Source organism: Streptomyces sp. SLBN-31, assembly GCF_006715395.1.
Taxonomy (GTDB): domain Bacteria; phylum Actinomycetota; class Actinomycetes; order Streptomycetales; family Streptomycetaceae; genus Streptomyces.
Genome location: NZ_VFNC01000001.1, coordinates 1766439 through 1792364, shown reverse-complemented (window position 1 = coordinate 1792364; position 25926 = coordinate 1766439). Strand labels below are relative to the sequence as shown.

Here is a 25926-nt window from a genome sequence, read left to right as displayed (position 1 = left end):
GTTTCTCGTCGACGGGGTGGGTCCCGTCGACAGGGCAGGTGGCGGACACGGGCGGCTCCTCCGGGCGGGTAACACGTCGGCTCCGACGTGGGTTTCATGGAGGTGGTGCACGGTCGTGCGGGACCGGGGGCCCTGGTGGGCCGGGGACGGTGACCGCCCGGGGCGCACGCGTCCACGTGCGCCCCGGAGACGGCCGCCGCGGAACCCGCTGGGTCCACGGCCACCGGTCGAGGGCCGTCCCCCTCGACCGGAGATCTTCGGCTGGTTCAGCCCTGCGCGGCGATCCGCGCCAGACGCCGGGCCTGCTCGCGGGTGGAGCGGGCGATCGCGTCCTCGTCCAAGTGCAGCAGGCGGCCCTCCTCCACGATCTGCCGGCCGCCCACGAAGGAGGCGGTCACCGGGGCCGCCGCGCCGAGGACCAGCGCGGCGACCGGGTCGGCGATGGAGGCGTGGGCGAGGGTGTCCATCCGCCACAGCACCAGGTCGGCCAGCTTGCCGGGTTCCAGCGAGCCGGTCTCCGTGGCGCGGCCCAGCACCTGGGCGCCGCCGTAAGTGCCGAGGCGAAGGGCCTGGCGGGCGTTGAGGGCGGCCTCGCGGTGGGCGCCGAGGCGGTTGATGAGCAGGGCGTTGCGCAGTTCGGTGTGCAGTTCGCCGGACTCGTTGGAGGCGGTGCCGTCGACGCCGAGGCCGACGGGGACGCCGGCCGCCAGCATGTCCGGGACGCGGGCGATGCCGGCCGCCAGGCGGGCGTTCGACGAGGGACAGTGGGCGACACCGGTCTTCGTGCGGGCGAAGGCGGCGATGTCGGAGTCGTTCATGTGGACGCAGTGCGCCATCCACACGTCCTCGCCGAGCCAGCCGGTGGACTCGAAGTAGTCGGTCGGGCCCATGCCGAACAGTTCGTGGCAGAACTTCTCCTCCTCGACGGTCTCCGAGCCGTGGGTGTGCAGGCGCACGCCGAGGCGGCGGGCCAACTCGGCTCCCTCGCGCAGGAGTTCGGTGGAGACGGAGAAGGGCGAGCAGGGGGCCACGGCCACCTGGGTCATCGCGTCGAAGGAGGAGTCGTGGTGCTCCTTGACGGTCGCCTCGGTGGCGGCGAGGGCGCCTTCGAGGGTCTCGACGGCGAAGTCCGGGGGCAGGCCGCCGTCCTTCTCGCTGCGGTCCATGGAGCCGCGGGCGAGGGTGAAGCGGACGCCGGTCTCGCGGGCGGCGCGGATGATGGCGCCGGACAGGTCGCCGGAGTCCTTGGGGAAGACGTAGTGGTGGTCCATGGCGGTGGTGACGCCGCCGCGGGCCATCATCGCGAGGGAGCCCTGGGCCGCCGAGTAACACATCCGCTCGTCGATGCGCGCCCACGTCGGGTAAAGGGCGACGAGCCAGTCGAAGAGGTTGTGGTCGGTGGCCAGGCCCCGGGTGATCCACTGGTAGAAGTGGTGGTGGGTGTTGACCAGTCCGGGGGTGACCAGGTGGCCGGTGGCGTCGATACGGCGGTCGACGTTCTCCAGGCCCTCGGGGGCCCTGCCCGCGCCGAGCGTCTCGATGCGGTTGCCGGCGATGACGACGTGGCCGTGCGCGTACTCGGTGTCGTCGGCGTCGACGGTCGCGATCGCACAGTTCTCGATGACGATGCGCCGGTCTGCTGCCATGGTTCGTCCTTTGCGCTTCGGTGGAGAGGGCACGGCAGGACCCCGGAGATTTGAGTGCCGCGGCCGGTTCGGGCGACGCACCGGCCGCGGGTGCCGCATGGTGCAGTTCTTACAGGTTGGTGAGGTCCACCGGGATCTTCGGCTCGCAGCCGTCCCGGAGGACCGTCCCCTCGATCAGGCCGTAGGGCCGGTCGGCGGCGAAGTACACCTCGTTGTCGTTCTTCAGCCCGAAGGGCTCCAGGTCGACGAGGAAGTGGTGCTTGTTCGGCAGCGAGAAGCGGACCTCGTCGATCTCGCTGCGGTTGTTGATGATCCGCGAGCCCATCTGGTAGAGCGTCTGCTGCAGCGACAGGGAGTAGGTCTCGGCGAAGGCCTGGAGCATGTGCTTCCTGGTCTGCTCGTAGGACTTCTCCCAGTTGGGCGCCTTCTGCTGGTCGTCGGTCCAGTTGAACCGCCAGCGCGCCGAGACCGAGGTGGCCAGGATGCGGTCGTAGGCCTCCTTCAGTGTCGTGTACTTGTCCTTGACGTAGCCCCAGAACTCGGAGTTGGTCGAGTTCATCACCGTCAGGTCCTTCAGCCCGGATATGACCTCCCACGACGAGCCGTCGTAGGTGATCTGCGTCAGCCGTGTCTCCTGGCCCTTCCTGACGAACGAGTGCTTGACCTCGTCGGCGCCGATGAACTGCGAGTCGGCCTCGGAGGCCGCGATCCGCTCCCAGGCGTACTCCTCGATGCGGATGCGGGCCCGGTGGATGGGCGCCTGCGAGGTCACGAAGTGCCGGGCGAGGTGGATGCCGAACTGCTCGGCCGACTCGATGCCGTGCTCCTTGGCGAACGCGAACACCGTGTTCTTGGTGGTGTCGGTCGGCAGGACGTTGGCGTTGGAGCCGGAGTAGTGGACCTCGTCCATTTCGCCGGAGAGGGCGACGGAGACGTTGAGGTCCTTGATGTGGTGGGTGGCGCCGTCCCGCGTGATCTTCACGACTCGGTTCTCGGCCTTGCCGTACTGGTTCTGTCCCAGCATCACCGGGTGGGCAGGGCGGGAATTGACGGTCATTTAGCTAGCTCCCTCGGTAAACGGAGTAGCCGAACGGGTTGAGCAGCAGCGGTACGTGGTAATGCTCGCCCGGCACGACGGCGAACGTGATCGCCACCTCGGGGAAGAACACACCGGGTCCGCTGTCCCGATTCGCGGGGGCGTCCTGCTGCGCATCGGCTTGCTTCTTCTCGAAGTACGGCTCCACGGCGAAGTCGAGTCGTACGTGGGTGGTCCCCTCCGGCAGCGCCGGCAGGTCCTTGCACCGGCCGTCCGCGTCGGTCGCCGAGCCGCCGAGGTCCCGCCAGTCCGCCTCGCGCCCGCTGCGGGCGGAGAGATGGACGGCGACCGCCTCGGCGGGGCGGCCGACGCTGGTGTCCAGGATGTGGGTGGACACGGAAGCGGTGGTGCTGGTGCTCATGGGTCAGGCGTCCTCTTCGACGAGTCGTGCCAGTCGGATGCGGTTGATCTTGCCGAGCTCGGTACGGACGATCTCCCGCTCCCGCTCGGGCGGGTTGCCGAGCCGCTCCTCGATCGCGTCGCGCATCTGCTCGGCGGTGCGGCCGGTGGCGCAGATCAGGAAGACATGACCGAACTTCTCCTGGTAGGCGGGGTTCAGTTCGAGCATCCGCGCCCGGAGTTCCTCGGAGGCTCCGGCCATGCCGCGCTGTTCGCGGGCGGAGGTCGCGTCGCCGGGCCTGGGCCGGCCGATGGGTGGGTGGCCGGCCATGGCCTCTTCCAGGTCGGCCGTGGTCAGCTCGGCCATGGCGGCGTCGCCGGCGGCGTACAGGTCCTCCGCGGTGGTGTAGGGGCGGGCGGCCAGCACCCGCTTCGCCCAGGCGGTGGAGGCACACACCTCGTGGAGGGCGGCGTGGGCCGCGGGCTCCTGAAGTGCGTTGAACCGGGCCAGGCCCGGGGGCGTGGAAGTCGAAGTCACGGGAGCCTCCGTGGCCGCGAAGGGCCTTCGTGCTGAACGGGCTGCGGAACAGCTAACGCCTTGCGGCGACAAGCCGTCAACACTTTGTTGAAAATTCGGGGTGACAAACCCGTGAAGCCGATGCTCAGCCCTGCTTGTCGCGGTTGAGGTAGTTGTAGACCGTGAACCGGCTGACGCCGAGCGCGCTCGCCACGGTCTCCACGCCGTGCCGCACGGAGAAGGCGCCGCGCGCCTCGAGTATCCGTACGACCTCTTGCTTGGCCTTGCGGTCCAGGTCCGCCAGGGGCTTGCCCTGCTTGCGCTCCATGGCGGCCAGGATGTGATCGAGGGAGTCCGCGAGCTGCGGCAGGCGTACGGCGACCGCGTCGGCGCCCTCCCAAGCGAGGACGACGTCGTCCGGGCCGGCCTCGTCGGGCGGCAGCATCTCCCCGCCCATGGCGTCGACCAGCGGTTTCACGGCCGTGATGAACGGTTCGTCCCCGGTGCCGGTCACTCCCCGCCCTCCCCGATCACGTTGAGCTGCAGGGTGACACGGGTGGCGCCGGCCTCGAGGGTCTTGCGCAGCAGGGCGTCCACGGCCGTCAGTACCGCGTCGGCGCCGCCTTCCGCCGTGTTGCCGAAGGGGCCGACGTCCACCGCGTCCAGCTCGGCGGCCTCGACGACCTCTCGGGCGACGACGGCGTGCGCGGGGGCCTCGTCGAGGTCGAAGGGCTCGGTCGTGAACTCCACTTTCAATCGCACGGGCTCAACCTAACGCGCCGCACGACCTTTCGGGCAGCCCTCCCGGTCACCGCCGCCCCCCACGCAGAAAGGCCCGCAGCCGGCGCTCCGGCCAGGTGTTGATCACGTCGTCGGCGGTGAGCCAGCCGCGCTGGGCGGTGCCGATGCCGTAGCGCATGTTGGCCAGGTGCGGCACGGCGTGGGCGTCGCTGTTCACGGCGAACTTCACCCCGTACCGCCTGGCCCGCAGGATGTCCTCGTCGCGCAGGTCGAGGCGGTCCGGGTGGGCGTTGATCTCCAGGACCGTGCCGGTGCGGGCGCAGGCGGCGAAGACCGCGTCGAGGTCGGCGTCGATGCCTGGCCGTCTGCCGATGAGGCGGGTGGTGGGGTGGCCGATGACGTCGACGTACGGGTTCTCGCAGGCGCGCACGAGCCGCCGGGTCAGGGTGTCCGGGTCCTGGTTGAAGTGCGAGTGGACGGAGGCCACGCACAGGTCGAAGCCGGCGAGGAAGTCCGCGGGCCAGTCCACCCCGCCGTCCGGCCCGATGTTCAGCTCGGTGCCGTGCAGCAGCCGCATCCCGCCGTGGGCGCGGTCCAGCGCGCGCACCCGCTCGCGCTGGGCCAGCATCCGCTCGTCGGTCATGCGCTGCATGGCCATGTCGGGGCCGTGGTCGGTGATCGCGTAGTAGGCGTAGCCGCGCGCGGCGGCCGCCTCGACCATCTCCTCCAGCGGGGCGAGCCCGTCGGTGAGGTCGGTGTGGCTGTGCAGGTCGCCGCGGAGGTCGGCCTCGGTGACGAGGTCCGGCAGCTCGCCGCGCAGCCCGGCCTCGATCTCGCCGCGGTCCTCGCGCAGGGTCGGCGGGATCCACGGCAGGCCGAGCCTGGCATACACCTCCTCCTCGGCCTCGGAGACGATCTTCTCGCCGGTCTCGACGTCGAACAGCCCGTACTCGGAGAGCTTGAGCCTGTGGTGCACGGCCCGCTCGCGGGTGCGGATGTTGTGGGCCTTGGAGCCGGTGAAGTACTGCAGGGCGGCGCCCCAGGAGTCCGGCGGCACGACGCGCAGGTCGACGTTGAGCCCCTGCGTGGTGCGCACGGACGTCTTCTTCTCGCCCGTGCCGATGACCTCGCTGACGTACGGCAGCGCGGTGAACGCCCGCATGACCGGCAGGGGCCGGAGCGCGGCCGCGAGGACGTCGATGTCGCCGATGGTCTCCCGGCAGCGGCGCAGCGATCCGGCGTACGCGCAGCGCAGGCAGCCTTCCACGGCGGACAGCGCTGCGACGATGTCGGCGGCGAGGCCCGTGGCGACGTCGAGCCGGACGCGGCCGCCGGCGGACCGCAGGAGCTCGATGCCGTGGAGGATGTTCTCCTCGGTCTTCGGCCCGAAGCCCTTGAGGTCGCGCAGCCGCTCCCGGTGGATGGCGTCGGCCAGTTCGTCGACCGAGGAGATCCCCAGCTCCTCGTAGACCGCCATCGCCTTCTTCGGGCCGAGCGTGGGGATGGCGGTCAGCCGGCGGACCCCGGCGGGGATCTTCGCCCGCAGTTCCTCCACCGCCGTGACGCTGCCGTGGTCGAAGTACTCGCGGACCTTCAGGGCGATGGACTTCCCGACGTTCGGGATCTGCTGCAGGCCCTTGAGGTCGAGGGTGGCGACGTCCGCGTGGTGGCCGCCGACCGCCCGCGCGGCCTTCTCGTAGACGCGTGCCCTGAACGCGTCTCCGCCGGTGATCGAGATCAGGTCGGCGTACTCCTGGAGCAGCGCGGCGACCTCGTCGTTGGACCGGGCCACACCCCCAGAGTACTTGACAGCCCTCCCCCGCCACAGGCAGTCTTCCGTTGAGCAGAAACAAACTTCCGCATTACGGAATCACTCGACACGGAAGGGAGCGCCGACCCGCATGGGATTCGCAGAGCAGCGCTTCAACGTCAACCTGTCGATCCTCTTCACGGAACTCCCGCTCCTGGAGCGCCCCGCGGCCGCCGCCGCGGCCGGCTTCACCGCGGTCGAGCTGTGGTGGCCCTGGGTCGACTCCCCCACCCCCGAGCAGCCCGGGCTCGACGCCCTGAAGGGGGCGATCGAGGACGCGGGCGTGAAGCTCACGGGCCTGAACTTCTACGCCGGACAGCTGCCGGGGCCCGACCGCGGCGCCCTGTCGGTCCCGGGCGAGGAGTCGGAGCGGTTCCGCGCCAACATCGACGTGGCCGCCTCCTTCGCCGCCTCACTGGGCTGCCGGGCGCTCAACGCGCTGTACGGCAACCGCGTCGAGGGCGTCGACCCGGCCGAGCAGGACGCGCTGGCCCTGGAGAACCTGGTGCTCGCGGCCCGCGCGGCCGACCGCATCGGCGCGATCCTGCTGATCGAGGCCCTCAACGCGCCTGAATCGCCGCTGTATCCACTGGTGAGCGCCCCGGCCGCGGTCGGCGTCGTCGACAAGGTCAACGCGGCGACGGGGCTCGGCAACGCAAAGTTCCTCATGGACCTCTACCACCTGTCCATGAACGGCGAGGACCTGCCGGCGGTGATCGAGCGGTACGCCGCGAAGACCGGCCATGTGCAGATCGCCGACAACCCGGGCCGCGGCGCCCCGGGCACGGGCTCACTGCCCCTCGAAGACCTCCTCGACCGGCTGAAGAAGGCGGGCTACGACGGCTGGGTCGGCCTCGAGTACAAGCCGGGCGACCGCCCGAGCGCCGAGGCCTTCGACTGGCTGCCCCGCTGACCCCCGCACCGAAAGGCAGTTCCCCATGAGCAACACGCTTCCCAAGATCGCCTGGATAGGCCTCGGCATCATGGGCTCCCCCATGTCCGAGAACCTGATCAAGGCGGGTTACGACGTCACCGGCTTCACCCTGGAGCAGGACAAGCTGGACCGGCTGGCCGCGGCCGGCGGCACCGCAGCCGGCTCGATCGCCGAGGCGGTCCGCGACGCCGACGTGATCATCACGATGGTTCCCGCCTCGCCGCAGGTCGAGGCCATCTCATACGGCCCCGACGGCATCCTGGACAACGCCCGCTCCGGCGCGCTGCTGATCGACATGTCGTCCATCACCCCGCAGACCTCCGTGGACCTGGTGAAGGCCGCCGCGGACAAGGGTGTCCGCGTGCTGGACGCCCCCGTGTCGGGCGGCGAGGCCGGCGCCGTCGAGGCCGTGCTGTCCATCATGGTCGGCGGCGAGCAGGCCGACTTCGAACAGGCGAAGCCGATCTTCGAGGCGCTGGGCAGGACGATCATGCTGTGCGGTCCGCACGGCTCGGGCCAGACCGTGAAGGCGGCCAACCAGCTGATCGTCGCCGTGAACATCCAGGCGTGCGCCGAGGCCGTCGTGTTCCTGGAGAAGTCCGGGGTGGACCTGAAGGCCGCGCTGGACGTGCTCAACGGGGGCCTGGCGGGCTCGACCGTACTGACGCGCAAGAAGGACAACTTCCTCCAGCGCGACTTCAGGCCCGGTTTCCGCATCGACCTGCACCACAAGGACATGGGCATCGTCACCGACGCCGCCCGCAACGTCGGCGCCGCCCTGCCCGTCGGTGCCGTGGTCGCCCAGCTGGTCGCCTCCCTGCGTGCGCAGGGCGACGGCGGCCTGGACCACTCCTCGCTCCTGCGGGCCGTCGAGCGGCTCTCCGGCGCCCAGGTCTGACCCAGGGCGTCACCGAAGCTTCCGGGCGGCGCCGCCGCCGACATCTGTCCTGTCGCGCCCAGGCGGGGGCGCCGCCCGGAATCCACCAATGCAGGAAGCGGGTCCACGCCCTGCGCGAGGACCGGCGACAGACAGCCCGCGACCGCCGGACGGCCCGGATGAGGGGTGGCCGGCCGGCGGCGCGCGGGCGAGGCAAGGACCGCGGCGGTGTGCGAGCCAGTGCGGTGGTGAAGGTCCCGGGGCCTCCTTCTTCGACCTGAGGGGAGGAGCGCCCGGTTCCGTCGCCTCCGCCGCGGTCCCTGCCCTTTTCTGGTGGAACCGGACTCCGTCCGGCGGCGCGAACGTTCTGTCGCGCTCAGCCTCGCGCCCCCGGACGGCCACAAGCGAATACCTCACCGGCCGGGAGGCGCCGGATGCGGGACGTCCCGCATCCGGCGCCTCCCGGCTTTCCGGGTGCGGAGCGGCGCCTTGCGGGCCGCCGTGGGCCCCCGCCCACCTCCGCCGGTTCCGCGCCGACCATTTCCAGGCACCGTGCAGAGCAGGTGCCCGAGCCGGGCGGGAGACGCGGCGGGGCCGTCAGGTCGCGAGTCTCAGCACGTCCGCCAGGCCGCGCTCGCCGGTGCGGTGTTCCGCCGGGAGTATGTAGGTGCGCAGACCGCAGGCGGCGGCACTGCCGTCGCGGACCGGGTTGTCGCCGACCATGAGGGTGGCGCGGGGGTCGACCCCGAGGTCGGCGCAGGCCTTGAGGAACAGCTCCGGGTCGGGTTTTTCGCGGCCCTGCTCGTAGGAGATGACGCAGGTGTCGATCAAGGCGTCGAGCCCGTAGTGGGCGAGGTGGGTGCGCAGGTCCCAGGCGAAGTCGCTGACGATGCCGACGCGCAGGCCGCGTCCGCGCAGGGCGCGCAGGACCGGTTCGGTGTCGGGATAGGGGAGCCAGGCGTCCGGCGCGGTGAGTTCCCGGTAGGCCGCCTCCTCCGCGCCGCGCAAGAAGGCGACCTGCTCCCACCATCCCCGCATGGCGCCTCGGTGCCGCTCCGCGGAGAGGTCGCGGCCTTCCTGCAGGGCGACGACGGAGGGCAGCCGGAAGGCGGTGCGCAACCGATCGGAGATCTCGGCCACCGCGCCGGGCTCGTCGAGTACGGCGAGGCGGCCCGTGGCGGCACCGACCCGGCGCAGCCACGTCTCCAGGTCGATCATCTGGAAGATCGTGTTGCTGAAGTCGAGCAGGACGGCCTGGACCGGAGGCACGGGAGCGGCCATCTCGGCCTCGGTGAGGCGGTGGACGCTCGGAGTTTCGAACAGCGTGTGGTTCACGGGGTGGACTCTTCGGGTTCGATCGAGGCGACTTCGACCCTCTCGACGGGGACTCCGAGATCGCGTATGGCCGCGATCTCCGCGTCGGGAGTGCCGGTGTCGGTGACGACGGTGTGGTAGTCGGCGACGGTGCCGTACGCGTACGTGGCGGTCTTGCCGAACTTGGAATGGTCGGCCAGGAGCAGCGCCTGTTCGGCTGAGGCGAGCATGGCCAGCTTCACCTCGACGTAGTCGCTCAGGGGGTGGAACAGCCGCCCCTCCAGGACGGCGGTGGCGGACATCAGGGCGAGGTCGGCGCGGAGTTGGGACAGGGCGCGGGTGACGGTGGGACCGGTGCAGGAGTTGAAGTCGCCGCGGTAGTGGCCCCCCAGCAGGGTGACCCTCACGCCGGGCGCGGACCCGAGGCGCTGCGCGAGGCCGACGGAATTGGTGACCACGTGCAGCTGGTCCAGCCGGGCCAGTGCCGGGACCAGGGGGAACAGGGTGGTCGAGTCGTCCATGAGCACCGTGCTGCCCGACCTGATCCGGGCAGTCACGGCGGCGCACAGCGCGTTCTTGGCGGCGAGGGCGCTGTTCTCACGGAAGCGGGTGGCGGTCTCCATGGTGAGGGCGGGGAAGGCGACGGCCCTGCCGCGTTCCTTGCGCAGCAGATGGCGCCCGGCGAGGTCGTCCAGATCCCGGTGCATGGTCATCAGGCTGACGTCGAAGTGCCGGGCCAGGTCGTCGATGCGGGTCTCGCCGTGGTCGGCGACGTACCCCAGCACGGCTTGTCGCCGCTCCTCGACGGCGGCCTGTGACAGTCGCGTTCTGGCGGTCACGGCGCCCCTCCTCCCGTTTCGCTCCGGTCTCGCAGTTTCCCACAAGGGCCGGTGAAGGCCCGACCGTCCGTCCTCCGGACCTACACACCTCCCACGGTGACCAGCACCTTGACCTGCTCGGGGTCGACGGACGCGGCGAAGGCCTTGGCGGCCTCCTCCATGGGGTAGGTGGCGGTGACGATCTCGGCGGTGTCGATGGCACCGGAGGTGATCAGGGACATGGCGGTGCGGTAGTCCTCGCCGGTGTACATCAGGGTGCCTTCGATGCGGATCTCCCGGTCCTGGATCAGGTCGAGGCGCACGGGGGTGGTCCCTGCGGCTCCGACTCCGACGACGATGATCGCGCCGCCCTTGGTGACCAGGTCGGTGGCCTGGGCGATGGACTGCTCGCGCGCCACGCAGTCGAAGACCACGTCGACCGGTCCACCGAGTACATGACAGGCCTGGTCGGCGAGATCGGCGGAGTCGGCGGGCAGGACCACGTCGGCGCCGAGGCGCAGGGCGCGATCCCGCTTGCCCGGCAGCAGATCGGTGACGGCGATCTTGGCGGCGCCCGCGTGCCGGGCGGCGGCGAGGACCAGCAGGCCGATAGGGCCGGCGCCGAGGACGACGACCGTGCGGCCGGTGAGGTCACCGGCCTTGGCGACGGCGTGCACCGGTGTGGCCAGGGGCTCGACGAGAGCGGCCTCGATGTCGGTCATGCCGTCGGGGACGCGGTGGACGCGGTCGGCCGGGATGGTGAAGAGGTCGGTCATGGCGCCGGCCGTCTGGCAGCCGAACACCTTCAGCTCCTGGCAGATGTTGTAGCGGCCGGAACGGCACTGGGCGCACCGGCCGCAGTACAGGTTGGGTTCGATGAGCACCCGGTCGCCGGGCGCGAAGTCCTCTGCACCCTTGCCTGCCGCGGCAACGACGCCGACCGCCTCGTGACCGGGGCGGTAGGGCAGGTCGATGAAGGGATGGTGGCCGGCCGCCGCATGGGTGTCGGAGCCGCACACGCCGACGACCGTGGTGCGTACGAGGAGTTCGCCGTCCCCGGGGACGGGGGCGGGCACCAGCTCGAGGGTGATGTCGTCGAGGGAGCGGACGAGAACGCGGCGGATCTGCTCGGTCATGGTGGCGGGTTCCGTTCGGTGGGGGGCGTTCACGACGCGACGAGGCCGGGCCGGACCTGGATCTTGCGGCCGATGCCCGCCCCGGGCCGGGTGATGACGGCTGCTTTCACTTCACGGCTCCCAGGGACAGGCCGCGGACGAGCTTGTCCTGGGCGGCGAAACCGGCGATGAGCACGGGCAGGGAGACGAGGGTGGCGGCGGCGCAGAGCCGGGCGAGGAAGAGGCCTTCGCTGGTGATGAAGCCGACCAGGAAGACCGGTGCGGTGGAGGCGTTGGTCGCGGTGAGGTTGACCGCGAACATGAACTCGTTCCAGCTGAAGATGAAGCAGATCAGCGCGGTGGCGGCGAGTCCGGGCATGGCGACGGGGGCGACGATCCGCCACAGCACGGTGAGCAGGTTGGCGCCGTCGACTTCGGCGGCCTCCAGGATCTCCTTGGGGACCTCGGCGAGGAAGGAGCGCATCATCCACACCGCGATGGGGAGGTTCATGGCGGTGTAGAGGACGATCAGTGTCCAGACGTTGTCGAGCATCCCGGCGTCCTTGACGATCAGGTACACCGGCAGCAGGGCCGCGATGGCCGGCAGGAACTTGGTGGACAGAAAGAAGAACATCACGTCCGTCCACTTGCGCACCGGCTTGATGGACAGCGCGTAGGCCGTCGGCACCGCCAGGGCGAGCACCAGGATCGTGGAGATGATGCTGGCCATGGCCGAGTTGAGCAGGAACGGCGTGATGTCCCGGCTGAACAGCAGCTTGTACTGGTCCAAGGTGAGCGGCGCGAACGGAGTCGGCGGGTTGGTCGCCGCGTCCGCCTCCCGGTGGAAGGAGGTGAGCACCATCCAGGCCACCGGTGCGAAGAACGCCAGCGTGGCCAGCCAGGCGACGAACGTCCACAGCGGGGAGAGCCGGGGGGCGCCGCCATGGTCGTCCTTGCGGCGCAGGATCTTCTTGAACCTCGCCCCGGGGGCGGCGACTGCCGTGTGAGCGGTCATCGGGACACCTCCTCGCGGAACAGCGACGCGATGGTGCGCAGCGCGAAGGTCGCGATCACGATCGAGCCGAGGACGACGACCACGCCGGCGGCGGCCGCCTGGCCGTACTCGTACTTGCGGAACATGGTCAGGTAGATCTCGTAGGGCAGGTTGGTGGTCTGGGAACCGGGGCCGCCCTGGGTGATCGTGTAGACCGCGTCGAAGGTCTGCACGACGTAGATGGTGCCGAGCAGGACGCCCAGTTCGATGTACTGGCGCAGGTGCGGCAGCGTGATGTGGCGGAAGGTCTGCAGCGCCGACGCCCCGTCCATGCGGGCCGCTTCGAGCACGTCACCGGGTTGGGCCTGCAGACCCGCCAGCAGGATCAGCATCATGAACGGTGTCCACTGCCAGACCAGGGAGATGACGACGGCGGGCATGGGATACGACGAAACCCAGTCGACCGTGGGGCCGTTGGCGGCTCCGAACAGTCGCCATACGGCGTTCAGGGTGCCGTTGAGCAGGCCGTAGTCGGGGTTGTAGATCGCGTGCTTCCACAGCAGTGCCGCCGCGACCGGCATGACCAGGAACGGAGCGATGAGCATCGTCCGCGCCAGGCCCCGGCCGAGGAACCGCCGGTCCAGCAGCATGGCCAGACCGAGGCCCAGGACGACGCTGATGAGCACCACCGACGCGGTGAGGACGACGGTGTTGAGGACCGCGGTGCGCAGCCGCTCGTCGGTGAAGACGAACTTGAAGTTGGACAGGCCGACGAAGTGCCTCTCGCCCGGCTTGAGGATGTTCCACTGAAGGGTGGAGATCACCAGCGTGGCCACGAAGGGCAGTTGGGTCACGATGATCGTGAAGATCAGCGCCGGCAGCAGCGGGATGCGGCGCTTCCACGCGCCGGCACGCGGGGATGTGCGTGGGCGGACGGGTGGCGATGCTGTCTTGGGTGGGGCGGTGAGCGTGGTCATGGATGGTTCCTCCGCCGATGACGGCCGGGGTGGGGGAAGCGGTGCCCGGCCGACGCGAGGGCCGGCCGGGCGATGAAGGTCACTTCTGGTAGTTCTTGGCGACGTCCGCGGCGAGCTTCTGGCCGTCGTTCAGGGCCTTGTCCACGCTGGTCTTGCCGGCGATGGCGGCGGAGATCTCCTGGGTGACCTTCGTGCCCAGGTCCTGGAACTCCGGGATGGCCACGTACTGGACGCCGACCGTCGGGCGCGGCTGGGTGCCCGGGTTGGCCGGGTCGGCACCCTCGATCGACTTCAGCGTGATGTCACCGAACGACCCGGCGGCCTTCTGGTACTGCGGAATGGCGTACGTGCTGGCCCGCTTGCCGGAGGGGACCCGGGCCCAGCCGAGCTTGTCGCCGACCAGGCTCTCGTACTTCTTGCTGGATGCCCACAGCATGAACTTCGCCGCGGCATCCGCGTTCTTGGTGGTCTTGGGCATCGCCCACGCCCAGGCCCACAGCCAGCCACTGCTCTTGGTCTGAACGGTCGGAGCATAGGCGTAACCCACGTGACCGGCGATCTTGCTGGAGGCGGGGTCTTCCAGCGAACCGGCGGCGCTGGTCGCGTCGTACCACATGGCGACCTTCTTCTGGCTCATGGCGTTGAGGCACTCGGTGAAGCCGGACTGCGCCGCACCGGCCTCACCGTGCTTCTTGACCAGGTCCACGTAGAAGTTGGTGGCCTTCCTGAACGCGGGGCTGTCGACCTGCGCCTTCCAGTCCTTGGTGAACCAGGTGCCGCCGAAGGTGTTGACCACGGACGTCAGCGGCGCGCCGAGTTCGCCCCAACCGGCCAGACCGCGCAGGCAGATGCCCCGCATGCCGGGCTCGGCGCCGTCGACCTTGGCCGCGATGTCGGCGATCTGCTGCCAGGTGGGATGCTCGGGCACCGTGACGCCCTTCGCCTTCATGACGTCCTTGTTGTACATGAGCATGGACGACTCGCCGTAGAACGGCAGGGCGTACAGCTTGCCGTCGGCGCCGGACAGTGACTGCACCATGGGCTTGAGCAGGTCGGCCTTGTCGAAGGCCGTGTCCTTGTCGGCGTAGGAGCCCAGTTCGTGCAGCCAGCCGTTCTTGGTCCAGATCGGTACCTCATAGGCGCCGATGGTGGCGACGTCGTACTGGCCGGCCTGGGTGGCGATGTCCTGGGTGACCTTGTCGCGCAGCTCGTTCTCCGGCAGGACCGTGAAGTTCACCTTGATACCGGTGTCCTTGGTGAACGTGCTCTTGGTCAGCTTGGCGATGTCCTCCATCTGCGGGTTGCCGACCATCAGGACGTTGATGCGCTTGCCGCCGCCACCGGAGGAACCGCCGGCTCCCGCTCCGGAACAGGCCGTGGCTAGCAGGGCGGTGGCGGCGGCGCCGGCGATGAGGGCGTATCTGGTCGATGGCATGAGGGGGACCTCTCGTGCGGGTGGGTCGGGGATACGGCGTGGGGGGATCCCTTGGCGGCGCCGCTCGTCGCCCGGACGGCCGCTTGGCAGGATGCGTCGGGGCGTCGACTGAGATCAGCCGGGGAGTGATGTGCCTGCGGCCTGGGGTGTCGGCCGCGATGTCGATGACCGAATTATTAGCAGAGTACTGCCCCGTTGTTAACACATCTTGCGAGAAAAGTTTCCCGAATCTATCGTCCAGGCGCCACTCACAGGGCCGGGGCGTCCTGGTTCCGCTCGACGCGGGAGCGGGCGATGCCTTCACCTCGGGGGCACTCGCCTCGGCGCACGACACCGGACGGCTCAGCCGCGACGGCATCGGTGATCTTCGGGTCGGCGAGCACACACCGCCGCCCGGGTCAGGCAGCCCGTCGCGAGGCGGTGCGGATGGCCAGCCAGGCCACGACCGAGGTCCCGTGACTGTCGTGCCGCAGGTCGACGCAGGCGGCAAGGGCATGGACGATGTCGAGACCACGGCCGCACTCGTCCGGCTCACCGCCCACGGACGGTGAGCGAGACGGCGAGGGCTCCCCGTGATCGCTGACGACGATGCACAGCGCCTCCGGGCCATGGATCATGCACAGCGACATCTCGCTGCGTCCATGAGTGGCCGCGTTCGCACCCAGTTCTCCCACGATCAGGACGGCCGCGTCCCGCTCGTCGTCCGAGAGTCGCCAGCGGGTGAGCAGATCGGCGGCGGTGGCACGCAGGCAGCCGACAAGTGCTTCCTGGGCCGGAAGCGTCAACTGGACCTTCGGGCGGTGGGCCAGGATCGGGGCCCTCGGTCCGGTAAGGATCGGGAGTGCAGTATGGGAGGACATGATCGGGAGCTTTCGAGCTGGGGAAACGTGATGCCACGTCGGGTGACAGGTGAAACGGGGCCACAGACCGGGACGACCGCGAGCGTTGTCGTGAGGCTCTTTCTACGCGCACGCCAGCTATTATTCAATATTTTCAGCCAATAAATCCCAGAAAATATGTTAAGATATCACCGCTCGGACTGAAGTGGGGGAAGGAGGCTCCGCACTCACTCCGTGGCCCCGGGTGCTGCGAGGCGGGCCCAGACCGGTCCGAGCACCTCCAACGCCTCCTGGTACACCCGGTACGCCTCGTCGAGTACCGCCGCCCGGCCGGCGTGGGGCTCGTGGCGCCTGAGCACGCGGGCAGCGGCGCGACGGTCCGTCACGTCATCGAGCAGCCCGACGGCTGTGGCCGCGAGCAGGGCCGCTCCCCTGGCGGCGCTCTCCTCCACATCGGTCACCACGACCGGGCGCCGCAGAGCGTCGGCGAACATCTGGCTCCACACCTCGCTGCGCGCGGCGCCGCCGGTCAGACGGGCCGCCGCCCCGGTGACCGGCAGCTTCGAGCAGAGCGCGTCGACGTGCCAGCGATGGTTGAGAACGACGCCTTCCATCAGGGCCCGCAACAGATGGCCGCGGCCATGCCAGCCGCGCAGACCGAGGAACGTCCCGGAGGTGGGCCGCGGGTGCGGGGAGCCGTAGACGAACGGATGGAACAACACCTCCGACGGACCGTCCAGGCACGCCTCGACCTCCCGGCCGATCGCCTCGTGGATACCACCCCGGTGCTCGGCCGGTGGGCCCATGACCTGCAGGAACCACTCCAGGTTCACCACCGACGCGGGCGAGGTGGACATGATCATCCACTGCCCCGGGCGGACGAAGTGACGGACCTGCCAGCGCGGATCGACGACGGGGCTCTCGCTGATCACCTGGTTGATGCTGAACGACCCGGCGATCAGGCACAGTTCACCCGGTGTCGTGCCGCCGAGCCCGAGCGCCGCGGCATCGACGTCGTGGGCTCCCATGGCGACGGGGGTGCCGACGGTGAGGCCGGTGAGCGCCGCGGCCTCGCGGGTGACGGTTCCGCTCACCGCGCCGCAGTCCAGCACGTGCGGCAGCATGCCGGTGAGCGCTCCGAGGCCGTACAGGTCGAGGAGTTCCGGCGAGTAGCCGCCGTGCCGCATGTCGGTGAAGGAGGCGCTGGCGTCGGTGGGGTCGGTGGCCACCGACCCCGTCAGCTTCAGGCGCAGCCAGTCCTTGCAGGACAGCAGCCAACGGGCCCGCTGGAGCACCGCGGGCTCATGGCGGGCGAGCCAGGCCAGCAGGGCGGCCGGGGAACCCGCGAAGGGCACGGTGCCCGACAGCTCCAGGACACGGGACCAGACCGGGGTGCCCCGCCACTCCGCCAGCAACGGTTCGGCGCGCGTGTCCATCGCCACGATCGCGGCCCGCACCGGCCGGCCCTGTTCGTCGACGGCATACAGCCCGTCGCCGTGCCCGGCCAGCCCCACCGCGGCCACGGCCCGCCCCGCCTCGGGGCCGGCCTCGGCGAGACACGCGGCGATGGCCTGATGCGCCGTCCGCCATACGTCGTCCATGTCCCGCTCGATCCAGCGGGGCCGAGGGGTCTTCAGCGGCAGCGTGCAGCTGCTCCGCGCCACCGCTCGGCCGCCGGCGTCGAACAGCACGGCCTTGGTCACGGTGTGTCCCGCGTCGACGCCGAGCACCAGTTCACGTGCCACTGTTCACACCCACCCCAGTTCGCGAGCGTTGACCGCCGCGGCGCACCGGCCGGTCGTGGCGAGTTCGGCGATCACCTCGGCGACGAGCCGCGCCGAACGCAGCGCTGTGGTCGTCGTGTCGCCGGCGTAGTGCGTGGTGATCGTGACGTTGTCCAGCGAGCGCCAGGGACTGTCCGCAGGCAGCGGCTCCTGGTCGTGCACGTCGAGCCCCGCCCCGGCGATACGGCGGTTCGCCAGGGCCTCGTACAGGGCGTAGGTGTCGACCAGGCGGCTGCGCGCGGTGTTCACGAAGTAGGCGGTCGGCTTCATCAGCGCGAAGCTCCGGGCGCCGATGAACCGCTCGGTCTCCGCGGTCAGCCGGGCGAAGAGCTGCACGACGTCGGATTCGCGGAAGACGGTGTCCAGGTCACCTGCCCGCGCGACACCGTGGTGCGCCAGCACGTCGTCGGGCACGTACGGGTCGTACGCGATCAGGCGAGCGCCGAAGCCACGCATCCGCTCGGCGAACGCTCGTCCCACATGGCCCAGACCGATCAGGCCGACGGTGCCGGCTCCGATCTCCCGGCCGGGGCCACCGAAGTCCTTCCGCCATCCGCCGGCCTTGACGGAGGCGTCGGCGCGGGCGATGTCCCTCGCTTCCGCGAGCATCAGCCCGATGGCGAGTTCGGCGACGGCCGTGGCGTTGCGCCCGAACACCGGGACGACGGCCACGCGGCGGGCGGTCGCCGCGGCGACGTCGACGTTCTCCACGCCCGCACGGGCCACGCAGACGGCGCGCAACCGACCGGCAGCCTGGAGCACCTCCCGGGGCACCGGCGCGAAGTGCACAGCCAGCACCTCGGCATTCCCCACCGCGCCCACGATCTCGCGGGGCACCGCCACTGCCCCGGCCCCGTGCCACTCCATGGTCTGCTGCGCCGCGTGCTGCTCGGCCTTGGTCCCCGGCCAGTCGACGCGGCGGACCGGGCCGAAGCGGGGGCCGCACACCTCCGCCAGGGCCTCGGCGTAGTTCCCGGCAGGAATGAAACGATCCCCGACGACCAGAACGCGCACCGCGGTCTCCTCGCGCACCGAAGCCATACCGACCACCGCCCCGATCGTCCCACGCAGGGGGCCGGCGGGTGCGGGACCGCCGCCGCCGGAGGACCCGCAGAGCGATGTCGGCGACGCACCGGCCGGGAAATCGGGACCTTGCGGTGGTAGCCGCCGCGGTGGCGGTGAGGCGTCATCGAAGGCGGCCCGACACAGGTTGCCGGCCCGGGCGGGCACACCACCGTCGGCCTGACCGGCCGTGGGCAGCGATGCCGTCATGCGGTGTCCCGGTGGAGCGGGGGGCCGGACGACTGGCCGGGGCTGTCGGAGCACCAGTAGGGAGCCCTGAGGGGCGCGAGGGGCGCTACGCGCGTACGCGTGGGGACGTAGGACGTCTACGCAAACCTCAAATTCAGCTCTGAACACGGGTCAAGGGGCTTCAACTGCCCCCGGCCTTGGGCACATTCTCGTCACACGGGGCCCGCCGGCACGGGGGCGGCGGGCACCGGTACGGGGGAAACGGGGGACGGTTCGGGGGAGCCGGGCACGCGAAAGGGCGGTCCAGCCAGTTGGCTGGACCACCCTTCGGCCGTCGGTCGCACGGGCCCCCGGGACTCAGACCTTCAGCGTCCTGATCGAGGTCGGGGCGTGGCCCGGCTCGGTCGCGACCTCCTCGAACTCCACGACGTTGCCGATGTCGTTGGTCGTCGACATGGAGATGTTGGTGACGCGCTCCAGGATGGCCTCGACGACGACCGGGACCCGGTACTCCTGCGCGAGCTTCTTCGCCTGCTCGAAGGCCTCGCCCAGCTCGGCCGGGTCGGTCACCCGGATCGCCTTGCAGCCCAGGCCCTCGGCGACCTTGACGTGGTCGACGCCGTAGACGCCCAGTTCGGGCGAGTTGACGTTCTCGAACTCCAGCTTCACCTGGAAGTCGATGTCGAACGCCCGCTGCGCCTGGCGGATCAGGCCCAGGTAGGAGTTGTTGACCAGGACATGGACGTACGGGATCTTGTGCTGCGCACCGACGGCCAGCTCCTCGATCATGAACTGGAAGTCGTAGTCGCCGGAGAGCGCGACGACCTGTGCCTCGGGGTCGGCCTTGGCGACGCCCAGCGCGGCCGGGATCGTCCAGCCGAGGGGGCCGGCCTGGCCGCAGTTGATCCAGTGGCGGGGCCGGTAGACGTGGAGCATCTGGGCGCCGGCGATCTGCGAGAGGCCGATCGTGGAGACGTACCGGGTCTCCGGCCCGAAGGCCCTGTTCATCTCCTCGTAGACGCGCTGCGGCTTGATCGGGATGTCGTCGAAGTGTGTACGGCGCTGGAGCGTCGCCCGCTTCTCCTGGGCCGAGGCCGCCCACGCCGAGCGGTCGGGGAGCCGGCCTTCCGCCTTCAACTCCCGTGCCACCTCGACGAACAGCGCCAGCGCGGCCTTCGCGTCGGAGGCGATGCCGTAGTCCGGGGCGAAGATCCTGCCGATCTGGGTGGGCTCGACGTCGACGTGGACGAACGTCCGGCCGGCCGTGTAGACGTCCAGTCTTCCGGTGTGGCGGTTGGCCCAGCGGTTGCCGATGCCGAGGACGAAGTCGGACTCGAGGAAGGTCGCGTTGCCGTACCGGTGGGAGGTCTGCAGGCCCACCATGCCGGCGTTCAGCTCGTGGTCGTCGGGCAGCACACCCCAGCCCATCAGCGTCGGGACGACCGGAACTCCCGTCAACTCGGCGAACTGCACCAGCAGTTCACAGGCGTCCGCGTTGATGACCCCGCCGCCGGCGACGATCAGCGGGCGCTCGGAGGCGTTCAGCAGCCCGATCGCCTTCTCGATCTGGGCGCGGGACGCGACCGGGCGGTAGACCGGGAGCGGTTCGTAGGTCTCCGGGTCGAACTCGATCTCGGTCAACTGGACGTCGTTCGGCAGGTCGATCAGGACAGGGCCGGGGCGGCCGGAGCGCATCAGGTGGAAGGCCTGCTGGAAGACGCCGGGAACCTGCGCGGCCTCCAGGACGGTCACCGCCATCTTGGTGACCGGCTTGGCGATGGAGGCGATGTCGACGGCCTGGAAGTCCTCCTTGTGGATCACGGCGGTCGGGGCCTGGCCGGTGATGCACAGGATCGGAACGGAGTCCCCGATGGCCGAGTACAGGCCGGTGATCATGTCGGTGCCCGCGGGGCCCGAAGTGCCGATGCAGACGCCGATGTTGCCGGGGCGGGTCCTGGTGTACCCCTCGGCCATGTGCGAGGCGCCCTCGACATGGCGGGCGAGGGTGTGGTGGATGCCGCCGGAGGCCTTGAGCGCCGCGTAGAAGGGGTTGATCGCCGCGCCGGGCACCCCGAACGCGTCGGTGACGCCCTCGCGCCTGAGGATCTCAACTGCCGCGCGAGCAGCGGTCATACGTGCCATCGAGTACTCCTGCCTCGGCTGTCGGAATGAGCACTCCCGTCGCGCCCCGCGGTGAGTCACTTCCGTATAGTGGAAACTAACTTCTACTATCTGGAAGCAATGTAAGTGGGTGCGGGAAGGCAGTCAAGGGACGGACAAGCGGGGGTGCGCGGGAGGACGATGTGAGGCATGACCGAGAACCTCTCGGTGTGCTGCCCGGCGTGCCGGCGCGAGCACCTCTACACGGCGCCGTCGTTCCCGTGCCCGTGCGGGGCGACGGTCACTCCGGAGCTGGACCGGCACGGGACGGCGACGGCCGTGACCCATGCCGTGCGCCCGGAGGACTGGATGAGCCTGCGGTGCGGGGCCTGCGGCCGCCGGGACGAATGGCCTTACCCGGAACTGGGCTGCCCGTGCGGGACTGTGCTGCGCGTCCCGGTGACCGGTGGAAGCGCGGCGCCGGACGCCGCGGCGGGGGCCGGCGGCACGGAGGCGGCGGGCCCGCGACAGCAGCGGCCCCGCGTCCCGCCCGTCGAGATCCGCACGGCGCGGGACGCGGTGACGGCGGCCGCGCTCTACTTGCGCCGGCTCGGTTATCGGGATCTCCGCCGCGCCGACCAGCGGCCGCCGTCGGGTGTCGGCCTCGCCGCCCGCGGGCTGCTGGCCCAGGTCGACCCGACCGTGCGCCCGGCCTCGCTGCGGGACGTGGAGTGCCTGTGGCTGACGGCCATGACGGAGTCGGCGGGCTGCGTCTACTTCTCCCTCGCCGGGTACGCGGGCGACGCCCGCGCCCGCGCCGACGACCTGGGCGTCCCCCTGTTCGTCCTGGACCTCACCGGGACCGCGCAGCCGGTCAACGGCCTTGCGGACGAACTCGACCGGGGCGCTCCGCTGGGGGGACGGTGACAGATCACGGCCGGTGGGGAACCTCGGGACGGTGGGGGCCGGTCGCGCAGTTCCCCACGCCCTTTCCGTGGCGCCTCAGTCGCCCGCGTATGTTTCCCTGAGCTCGATCTTGCGGACCTTGCCCGAGACCGTCATGGGGAAGGACTCGAGGATCCGGAGCCTGCTGGGGATCTTGTAGTGCGCCAGCCGGCCCTCGCAGAAGGCGCGCAGTTCCTCCAGGGTGAGCGGGTCGGCCGGGTCCTTGGGGATGACACAGGCCAGGACCTCCTCGCCGTACCTCTCGTGCGGGATGCCGACGACCTGGACGTCCTGGATCCTGGGGTGGCCGTAGAGGAACTCCTCGATTTCGCGCGGGTAGATGTTCTCCCCGCCCCGGATGATCATGTCCTTGATGCGGCCGACGATCTCGACGTAGCCGTCCTCGCGCATCACCGCCAGGTCGCCGGTGTGCATCCAGCGACCCGGGTCGACGGCCTCGGCGGTCTTCTCTGGCTCGTTCCAGTAACCGAGCATCACGCTGTAGCCGCGGGTGCACAGCTCGCCCGCGCTGCCCCGTGGCCGGGTGATCCCGGTGGCCGGGTCGACGACCTTCACCTCCAGGTGCGGCAGGACGCGGCCGACGGTGCCCGTGCGGTGTTCCAGGTCGTCCTCGCGCCGGGTCTGGGTGGAGACTGGCGAGGTCTCCGTCATGCCGTAGCAGATCGACACCTCGGCCATGTTCATCTCGGTGACCACCCGCTTCATCACCTCCACCGGGCAGGGCGAGCCCGCCATGATCCCGGTGCGCAGCGAGGAGAGGTCGTAGGAGGCGAAGTCGGGAAGGTTCAGCTCCGCGATGAACATGGTCGGTACGCCGTACAGCGAGGTGCAGCGCTCGCGCTGGACGGCCTCCAGCGTGGCCTTCGGGTCGAAGGAAGGGGCCGGGATCACCATGCAGGCGCCGTGCGAGGTGGCGGCGAGATTGCCCATGACCATGCCGAAGCAGTGGTAGAAGGGCACGGGGATGCACACCCGGTCCTGCTCGCTGTAGGAGATCATCTCCCCCACGAAGTAACCGTTGTTGAGGATGTTGTGGTGGGAGAGGGTGGCACCCTTGGGGAAGCCCGTGGTGCCCGAGGTGTACTGGATGTTGATCGGTTCGTCGCAGGACAGCTCCGGGTACGGCGCCGGCGCCGGGTTCGCGCGGGCGAGCAGCGCCTCCCAGCCCGGGTCGCCGATGAACACGGCCTCCCGCAACTCCGGGCAGCGGCCGCGCACTTCGCCGACCATCGCCCGGTAGTCGCTGCTCTTGTGGCTGAGGGAGGCGAAGAGCAGGGAGATGCCGGCCTGCTTGAGGACGTACTCCACCTCGTGGGTGCGGTAGGCCGGGTTGATGTTCACCATGATCGCGCCGATGCGGGCGGTGGCGTACTGGACCAGCACCCACTCCGGGCAGTTGACCGCCCAGATCCCGACCCGGTCGCCCTTGGCGACGCCGCTCGCGAGCAGCGCCTGCGCCAGCCGGTCGACGTCCGCGGCGAACCGCGCGTAGGTCCAGCGGCGCCCCGAGGGCACGTCGACGAGGGCCTCGCGGTCCGGCCAGGCGGCGACGGCCCGGTCCAGGTTGGCCCCGATGGTGTCGCCGAGCAGCATTGTGGTGCTCGTGCCGTGGCTGTACGACGGCTCTGTCACCGGAAGTCCTCCTCGCGGTACTCGGAGTCCGACCCGGCGGCGGTGGCCTCGCGCAGCTCGATGCGGCGGATCTTGCCGGAGACGGTCTTGGGCAGCGGCGCGAACTCCAGGCGGCGGATGCGCTTGTACGGCGCCAGGACCTCGCGGGAGTGCTCGAACAGCACTTTCGCGGTGTCGGGCCCGGGCTGCCAGCCCTCGGCGAGCACGATGTACGCCTTGGGCACGGCGAGGCGCACCTCGTCCGGGGCGGGCACGACGGCCGCCTCGGCCACCGCCTCGTGCTCCAGCAGGGCGCTCTCCAGCTCGAAGGGGCTGATCTTGTAGTCGGAGGCCTTGAAGACGTCGTCGGCGCGGCCGACGTAGGTGATGTAGCCGTCGGCGTCGCGGGAGCCGATGTCGCCGGTGCGGTAGTAGCCGCCCGCCATCGCCTCCGCCGTACGGTCGGGGTCGCCGTGGTAGCCGGTCATCAGGCCGACGGGCCGGGCCGACAGGTCGAGGCAGATCTCGCCCTCGGCGGCGCCGGGGGCGCCGGTCACCGGGTCCAGCAGCTCGACCTTGTAGCCGGGGCTCGGCCGGCCCATGGAGCCGGTCTTCAGCTTCTGTCCCGGGCTGTTGGAGACCTGCACGGCCGTCTCCGTCTGGCCGAAGCCGTCGCGGATGGTGACACCCCAGGAGCGGCGGACCTGCTCGATGACCTCGGGGTTGAGCGGCTCCCCGGCGGCGACGGCCTCGCGCGGCCTGTTCCGCAGCTGGGTGAGGTCGGCCTGGATGAGCATGCGCCAGACGGTCGGCGGGGCGCAGAAGGTGGTCACGCCCGCGCGGTCCATCTCGGCCATCAGCCGTGCCGCGTCGAAGCGCGTGTAGTTGTGGATGAAGACGGTCGCCTCGGCGTTCCAGGGCGCGAAGAGGTTGGACCAGGCGTGCTTGGCCCAGCCGGGCGAGGAGATGTTCAGGTGCACGTCGCCCGGCTTGAGCCCGATCCAGTACATGGTCGCCAGGTGGCCGATCGGGTACGAGGTGTGGGTGTGCTCGACCAGCTTGGGGCGGGCGGTGGTGCCGGAGGTGAAGTACAGCATCAGCGGGTCGTCGGCGAGGGTGGGCCCGTCGGGGAGGAACTCGGCGGGGGCCGCGTAGGCGTCCTCGTACGGCTCCCAGCCCTCCTCGGGCAGGCCGCCGACGGAGATGCGGGTGTAGGCGCCGGCCACGTCGTCGAACTTGGCGGTGTCCTCGGCCCGGACGATCACGTGCTTGACGCGGCCCCGGTCGACGCGGTCGCGCAGGTCGGCGGGGCCGAGCAGCGGGGTGGCCGGGATGACGACGGCCCGCAGCTTCATCGCCGCCAGGGCCGTCTCCCACAGCTCGGTCTGGTTGCCGAGCATGACGAGGATGCGGTCCTCGGGCTGGACTCCCCGGTCGCGCAGCCAGTTCGCGACGCGGTCCGAGCGGGCGGACATCTCCGCGAAGGAGACGCGCACCTCGGTGCCGTCCTCCTCGACGATGTGCAGCGCGGTCCGGTCGTTGCCCTCGGCGATGACGTCGAACCAGTCGAGCGCCCAGTTGAAGCGCTCGGGCCGGGGCCAGCCGAAGCCCTCGTACGCCTTCGCGTAGTCCTCGCGGTGTTCCAGCAGGAAGTCCCGCGCGCTACGAAAGGCCTCCGTCGCGGTCGTCATCTCGCTCCTCCTCGATACCGGACCATTGCCGGGCGGCTCTCTGCCATCGTGTAATCCGTGATGCAGGTCTCACCACCCCCGAACGGGGGTGCGTCGTGGGACCGGGGCCCCCGGGGCAGGGACCCCAGGCTGCAGGAAAGGGCGAGCAGGTGACAGCAGACGCGGCCGGGGCGGTCGAGATACGCAACGCGCTGGTACGACTGCGGCGCGCGACCGGACTGCCGGTCGCCTTCGGCGGCCTGGTGGAACCCGGCCGGCGGCGGGTGCGTATCAGCGAACTGAGCGGCAACAGCACGCCCGCGCTCAGCGGGCTCCCGGTGACCTCGGGCAACGGCCTCGGCGGCCGTGCGGTCGCGCTCGCGCGGCCGTGCGCGGTGACCGACTACTCCTCGGCGAAGCAGATCAGCCACGAGTACGACATCCCGGTCGCCACCGAGGGGCTGCGCTCGATCCTGGCGGTACCGGTGGTGGTACGACGCCGGGTGCGCGGTGTGCTGTACGGCGCCCTGCGCACGGCCGAGCCGCTCGGCGACCGCACGCTGGGCGCGGCGATGGAGGCGGCGCGGGACGTGGAGCAGGCGCTGGTGGTCCGGGACGAGGTCAGGGGGCTGCTCGCGGCGGCCGCCGGCGCCGAACCGGTGCGGGAGCGTGCGTCGGGCGCCGTCTGGGAGCAGGTGCGGGAGGCGCACACGGCCCTGCGGGCGCTGGCGCCGCGGATCGCGGACCCGGCGCTGCGGACGGAACTCCTCGACGCCTGCCGGCTGCTGACGCCGGAGCCCGTCCGGACCGAGGTGCGCCTGGCACCGCGCGAGCTGGACGTGCTGACCTGTCTGGCGGCCGGCGCGACGAACGCCGACGCGTCGGAGCGGCTGGGGCTCAGGCCGGAGACGGTCAAGAGCTATCTGCGCTCGGCGATGCGCAAACTGGGCGCTCACACGCGGGGTGAGGCGGTCGCCTCGGCGCGCCGGGCGGGGCTGCTGCCGTAGGGTCCCTCCCACGGACCGGGGGTGCCCCGGGCAGCCGGCTATTCATTCGACGGCGCTTTGAATTCGGCAGTGCTGCGCCATTGTT

Annotated in this window: 23 protein-coding genes; 4 read left to right on the top strand and 19 right to left on the bottom strand. The window is 70.5% G+C overall.

Annotated elements, in window-relative coordinates; genetic code table 11:
• Nucleotides 1-266: 266 nt before the first annotated feature.
• The 7 genes from FBY22_RS08205 to polX all read right to left on the bottom strand — a co-directional run bounded on the left by FBY22_RS08205 (nucleotide 267) and on the right by polX (nucleotide 6131).
• Complete coding sequence (locus FBY22_RS08205; protein ID WP_142143680.1) at nucleotides 267-1646, bottom strand: 8-oxoguanine deaminase; 1380 nt, start codon at nucleotides 1644-1646, stop codon at nucleotides 267-269.
• A 109-nt stretch (nucleotides 1647-1755) separates the two neighbouring features.
• A complete protein-coding gene (gene pucL, locus FBY22_RS08200; protein WP_142143678.1) occupies nucleotides 1756-2703 on the bottom strand; it encodes a factor-independent urate hydroxylase in 948 nt (315 codons plus the stop codon).
• Nucleotides 2704-2707: 4 nt separating this feature from the next.
• Nucleotides 2708-3103 carry a hydroxyisourate hydrolase gene (gene uraH / locus FBY22_RS08195; protein WP_142143676.1) on the bottom strand — a complete coding sequence of 132 codons (396 nt, stop codon included), beginning with the start codon at nucleotides 3101-3103 and terminating at the stop codon, nucleotides 2708-2710.
• 3 nt (nucleotides 3104-3106) lie between these two features.
• Nucleotides 3107-3619 (bottom strand): 2-oxo-4-hydroxy-4-carboxy-5-ureidoimidazoline decarboxylase, encoded by a 513-nt coding sequence (gene uraD / locus FBY22_RS08190; RefSeq protein ID WP_142143674.1) that lies wholly within the window; start codon nucleotides 3617-3619, stop codon nucleotides 3107-3109.
• A 124-nt stretch (nucleotides 3620-3743) separates the two neighbouring features.
• Nucleotides 3744-4112 carry a helix-turn-helix domain-containing protein gene (locus FBY22_RS08185; RefSeq protein ID WP_142143673.1) on the bottom strand — a complete coding sequence of 123 codons (369 nt, stop codon included), beginning with the start codon at nucleotides 4110-4112 and terminating at the stop codon, nucleotides 3744-3746.
• Nucleotides 4109-4360, bottom strand: coding sequence for a hypothetical protein (locus FBY22_RS08180; RefSeq protein ID WP_142143671.1), 252 nt, complete (start codon nucleotides 4358-4360; stop codon nucleotides 4109-4111). Before FBY22_RS08180 ends, FBY22_RS08185 begins: the two co-directional genes overlap by 4 nt.
• Nucleotides 4361-4406: 46 nt before the next feature.
• A complete protein-coding gene (gene polX / locus FBY22_RS08175; protein ID WP_142143669.1) occupies nucleotides 4407-6131 on the bottom strand; it encodes a DNA polymerase/3'-5' exonuclease PolX in 1725 nt (574 codons plus the stop codon).
• A 109-nt stretch (nucleotides 6132-6240) separates the two neighbouring features.
• On the opposite strand from polX, the gene FBY22_RS08170 reads away from it, so the two are divergent.
• Entirely contained in the window at nucleotides 6241-7062 is an 822-nt protein-coding gene (locus tag FBY22_RS08170; protein ID WP_142143667.1) for a TIM barrel protein, read from the top strand.
• A gap of 25 nt (nucleotides 7063-7087) precedes the next feature.
• Complete coding sequence (locus tag FBY22_RS08165; protein WP_142143665.1) at nucleotides 7088-7981, top strand: 2-hydroxy-3-oxopropionate reductase; 894 nt, start codon at nucleotides 7088-7090, stop codon at nucleotides 7979-7981.
• A gap of 576 nt (nucleotides 7982-8557) precedes the next feature.
• Here FBY22_RS08165 and FBY22_RS08160 read toward each other — a convergent pair.
• The 10 genes from FBY22_RS08160 to gcl all read right to left on the bottom strand — a co-directional run bounded on the left by FBY22_RS08160 (nucleotide 8558) and on the right by gcl (nucleotide 20629).
• Complete coding sequence (locus tag FBY22_RS08160) at nucleotides 8558-9295, bottom strand: HAD family hydrolase (protein WP_142143663.1); 738 nt, start codon at nucleotides 9293-9295, stop codon at nucleotides 8558-8560.
• Nucleotides 9292-10113 (bottom strand): DeoR/GlpR family DNA-binding transcription regulator, encoded by an 822-nt coding sequence (locus FBY22_RS08155; protein ID WP_142143662.1) that lies wholly within the window; start codon nucleotides 10111-10113, stop codon nucleotides 9292-9294. The genes FBY22_RS08160 and FBY22_RS08155 overlap by 4 nt, the downstream gene beginning before the upstream one ends.
• A gap of 80 nt (nucleotides 10114-10193) precedes the next feature.
• On the bottom strand, nucleotides 10194-11228 hold the full coding sequence (locus FBY22_RS08150) for a zinc-binding dehydrogenase (RefSeq protein ID WP_142143660.1): 1035 nt from the start codon (nucleotides 11226-11228) through the stop codon (nucleotides 10194-10196).
• Between the two features lie 106 nt (nucleotides 11229-11334).
• Nucleotides 11335-12222, bottom strand: a complete 888-nt coding sequence (locus FBY22_RS08145) for a carbohydrate ABC transporter permease (RefSeq protein ID WP_142143658.1) — start codon at nucleotides 12220-12222, stop codon at nucleotides 11335-11337.
• Nucleotides 12219-13178, bottom strand: a complete 960-nt coding sequence (locus FBY22_RS08140; protein WP_142143657.1) for a carbohydrate ABC transporter permease — start codon at nucleotides 13176-13178, stop codon at nucleotides 12219-12221. The genes FBY22_RS08145 and FBY22_RS08140 overlap by 4 nt, the downstream gene beginning before the upstream one ends.
• 79 nt (nucleotides 13179-13257) lie before the next feature.
• Nucleotides 13258-14613: a sugar ABC transporter substrate-binding protein gene (locus tag FBY22_RS08135; protein ID WP_142143656.1), complete on the bottom strand. Its 1356-nt coding sequence runs from the start codon at nucleotides 14611-14613 to the stop codon at nucleotides 13258-13260.
• Between the two features lie 398 nt (nucleotides 14614-15011).
• Complete coding sequence (locus FBY22_RS08130; protein ID WP_142143654.1) at nucleotides 15012-15473, bottom strand: ATP-binding protein; 462 nt, start codon at nucleotides 15471-15473, stop codon at nucleotides 15012-15014.
• A gap of 206 nt (nucleotides 15474-15679) precedes the next feature.
• A complete protein-coding gene (locus FBY22_RS08125; RefSeq protein WP_142143653.1) occupies nucleotides 15680-17197 on the bottom strand; it encodes an FGGY-family carbohydrate kinase in 1518 nt (505 codons plus the stop codon).
• 3 nt (nucleotides 17198-17200) lie between these two features.
• Nucleotides 17201-18277: an NAD(P)-dependent oxidoreductase gene (locus FBY22_RS08120; protein WP_260844745.1), complete on the bottom strand. Its 1077-nt coding sequence runs from the start codon at nucleotides 18275-18277 to the stop codon at nucleotides 17201-17203.
• A 567-nt stretch (nucleotides 18278-18844) separates the two neighbouring features.
• Entirely contained in the window at nucleotides 18845-20629 is a 1785-nt protein-coding gene (gene gcl / locus FBY22_RS08115; protein WP_142143652.1) for a glyoxylate carboligase, read from the bottom strand.
• 168 nt (nucleotides 20630-20797) lie between these two features.
• Between gcl and FBY22_RS08110 the strand changes: the two genes are divergently transcribed.
• On the top strand, nucleotides 20798-21514 hold the full coding sequence (locus FBY22_RS08110; protein ID WP_142143651.1) for a hypothetical protein: 717 nt from the start codon (nucleotides 20798-20800) through the stop codon (nucleotides 21512-21514).
• A gap of 75 nt (nucleotides 21515-21589) precedes the next feature.
• Here the strand turns inward: FBY22_RS08110 and FBY22_RS08105 are convergent, their stop codons facing one another.
• Together FBY22_RS08105 and FBY22_RS08100 are read right to left on the bottom strand one after the other, a co-directional pair.
• On the bottom strand, nucleotides 21590-23146 hold the full coding sequence (locus FBY22_RS08105; RefSeq protein WP_142147438.1) for an AMP-binding protein: 1557 nt from the start codon (nucleotides 23144-23146) through the stop codon (nucleotides 21590-21592).
• Between the two features lie 35 nt (nucleotides 23147-23181).
• Nucleotides 23182-24855, bottom strand: coding sequence for an AMP-binding protein (locus FBY22_RS08100; RefSeq protein WP_142143649.1), 1674 nt, complete (start codon nucleotides 24853-24855; stop codon nucleotides 23182-23184).
• Nucleotides 24856-25004: 149 nt separating this feature from the next.
• On the opposite strand from FBY22_RS08100, the gene FBY22_RS08095 reads away from it, so the two are divergent.
• Nucleotides 25005-25841, top strand: a complete 837-nt coding sequence (locus FBY22_RS08095; protein ID WP_142143647.1) for a response regulator transcription factor — start codon at nucleotides 25005-25007, stop codon at nucleotides 25839-25841.
• The last annotated feature ends 85 nt before the right edge of the window (nucleotides 25842-25926 follow it).

Bases quoted from the DNA above. Each gene is read 5' to 3' on its own strand.
- FBY22_RS08135 (WP_142143656.1), bottom strand. From the start codon at position 14,613: ATGCCATCGACCAGATACGCCCTCATCGCCGGCGCCGCCGCCACCGCC.
- FBY22_RS08100 (WP_142143649.1), bottom strand. From the start codon at position 24,855: ATGACGACCGCGACGGAGGCCTTTCGTAGCGCGCGGGACTTCCTGCTG.
- FBY22_RS08170 (WP_142143667.1), top strand. From the start codon at position 6,241: ATGGGATTCGCAGAGCAGCGCTTCAACGTCAACCTGTCGATCCTCTTC.
- pucL (WP_142143678.1), bottom strand. From the start codon at position 2,703: ATGACCGTCAATTCCCGCCCTGCCCACCCGGTGATGCTGGGACAGAAC.
- gcl (WP_142143652.1), bottom strand. From the start codon at position 20,629: ATGGCACGTATGACCGCTGCTCGCGCGGCAGTTGAGATCCTCAGGCGC.
- FBY22_RS08105 (WP_142147438.1), bottom strand. From the start codon at position 23,146: ATGCTGCTCGGCGACACCATCGGGGCCAACCTGGACCGGGCCGTCGCC.
- FBY22_RS08140 (WP_142143657.1), bottom strand. From the start codon at position 13,178: ATGACCACGCTCACCGCCCCACCCAAGACAGCATCGCCACCCGTCCGC.
- FBY22_RS08205 (WP_142143680.1), bottom strand. From the start codon at position 1,646: ATGGCAGCAGACCGGCGCATCGTCATCGAGAACTGTGCGATCGCGACC.
- FBY22_RS08145 (WP_142143658.1), bottom strand. From the start codon at position 12,222: ATGACCGCTCACACGGCAGTCGCCGCCCCCGGGGCGAGGTTCAAGAAG.
- FBY22_RS08130 (WP_142143654.1), bottom strand. From the start codon at position 15,473: ATGTCCTCCCATACTGCACTCCCGATCCTTACCGGACCGAGGGCCCCG.
- FBY22_RS08110 (WP_142143651.1), top strand. From the start codon at position 20,798: ATGACCGAGAACCTCTCGGTGTGCTGCCCGGCGTGCCGGCGCGAGCAC.
- FBY22_RS08120 (WP_260844745.1), bottom strand. From the start codon at position 18,277: ATGGCTTCGGTGCGCGAGGAGACCGCGGTGCGCGTTCTGGTCGTCGGG.
- FBY22_RS08150 (WP_142143660.1), bottom strand. From the start codon at position 11,228: ATGACCGAGCAGATCCGCCGCGTTCTCGTCCGCTCCCTCGACGACATC.
- uraH (WP_142143676.1), bottom strand. From the start codon at position 3,103: ATGAGCACCAGCACCACCGCTTCCGTGTCCACCCACATCCTGGACACC.
- FBY22_RS08165 (WP_142143665.1), top strand. From the start codon at position 7,088: ATGAGCAACACGCTTCCCAAGATCGCCTGGATAGGCCTCGGCATCATG.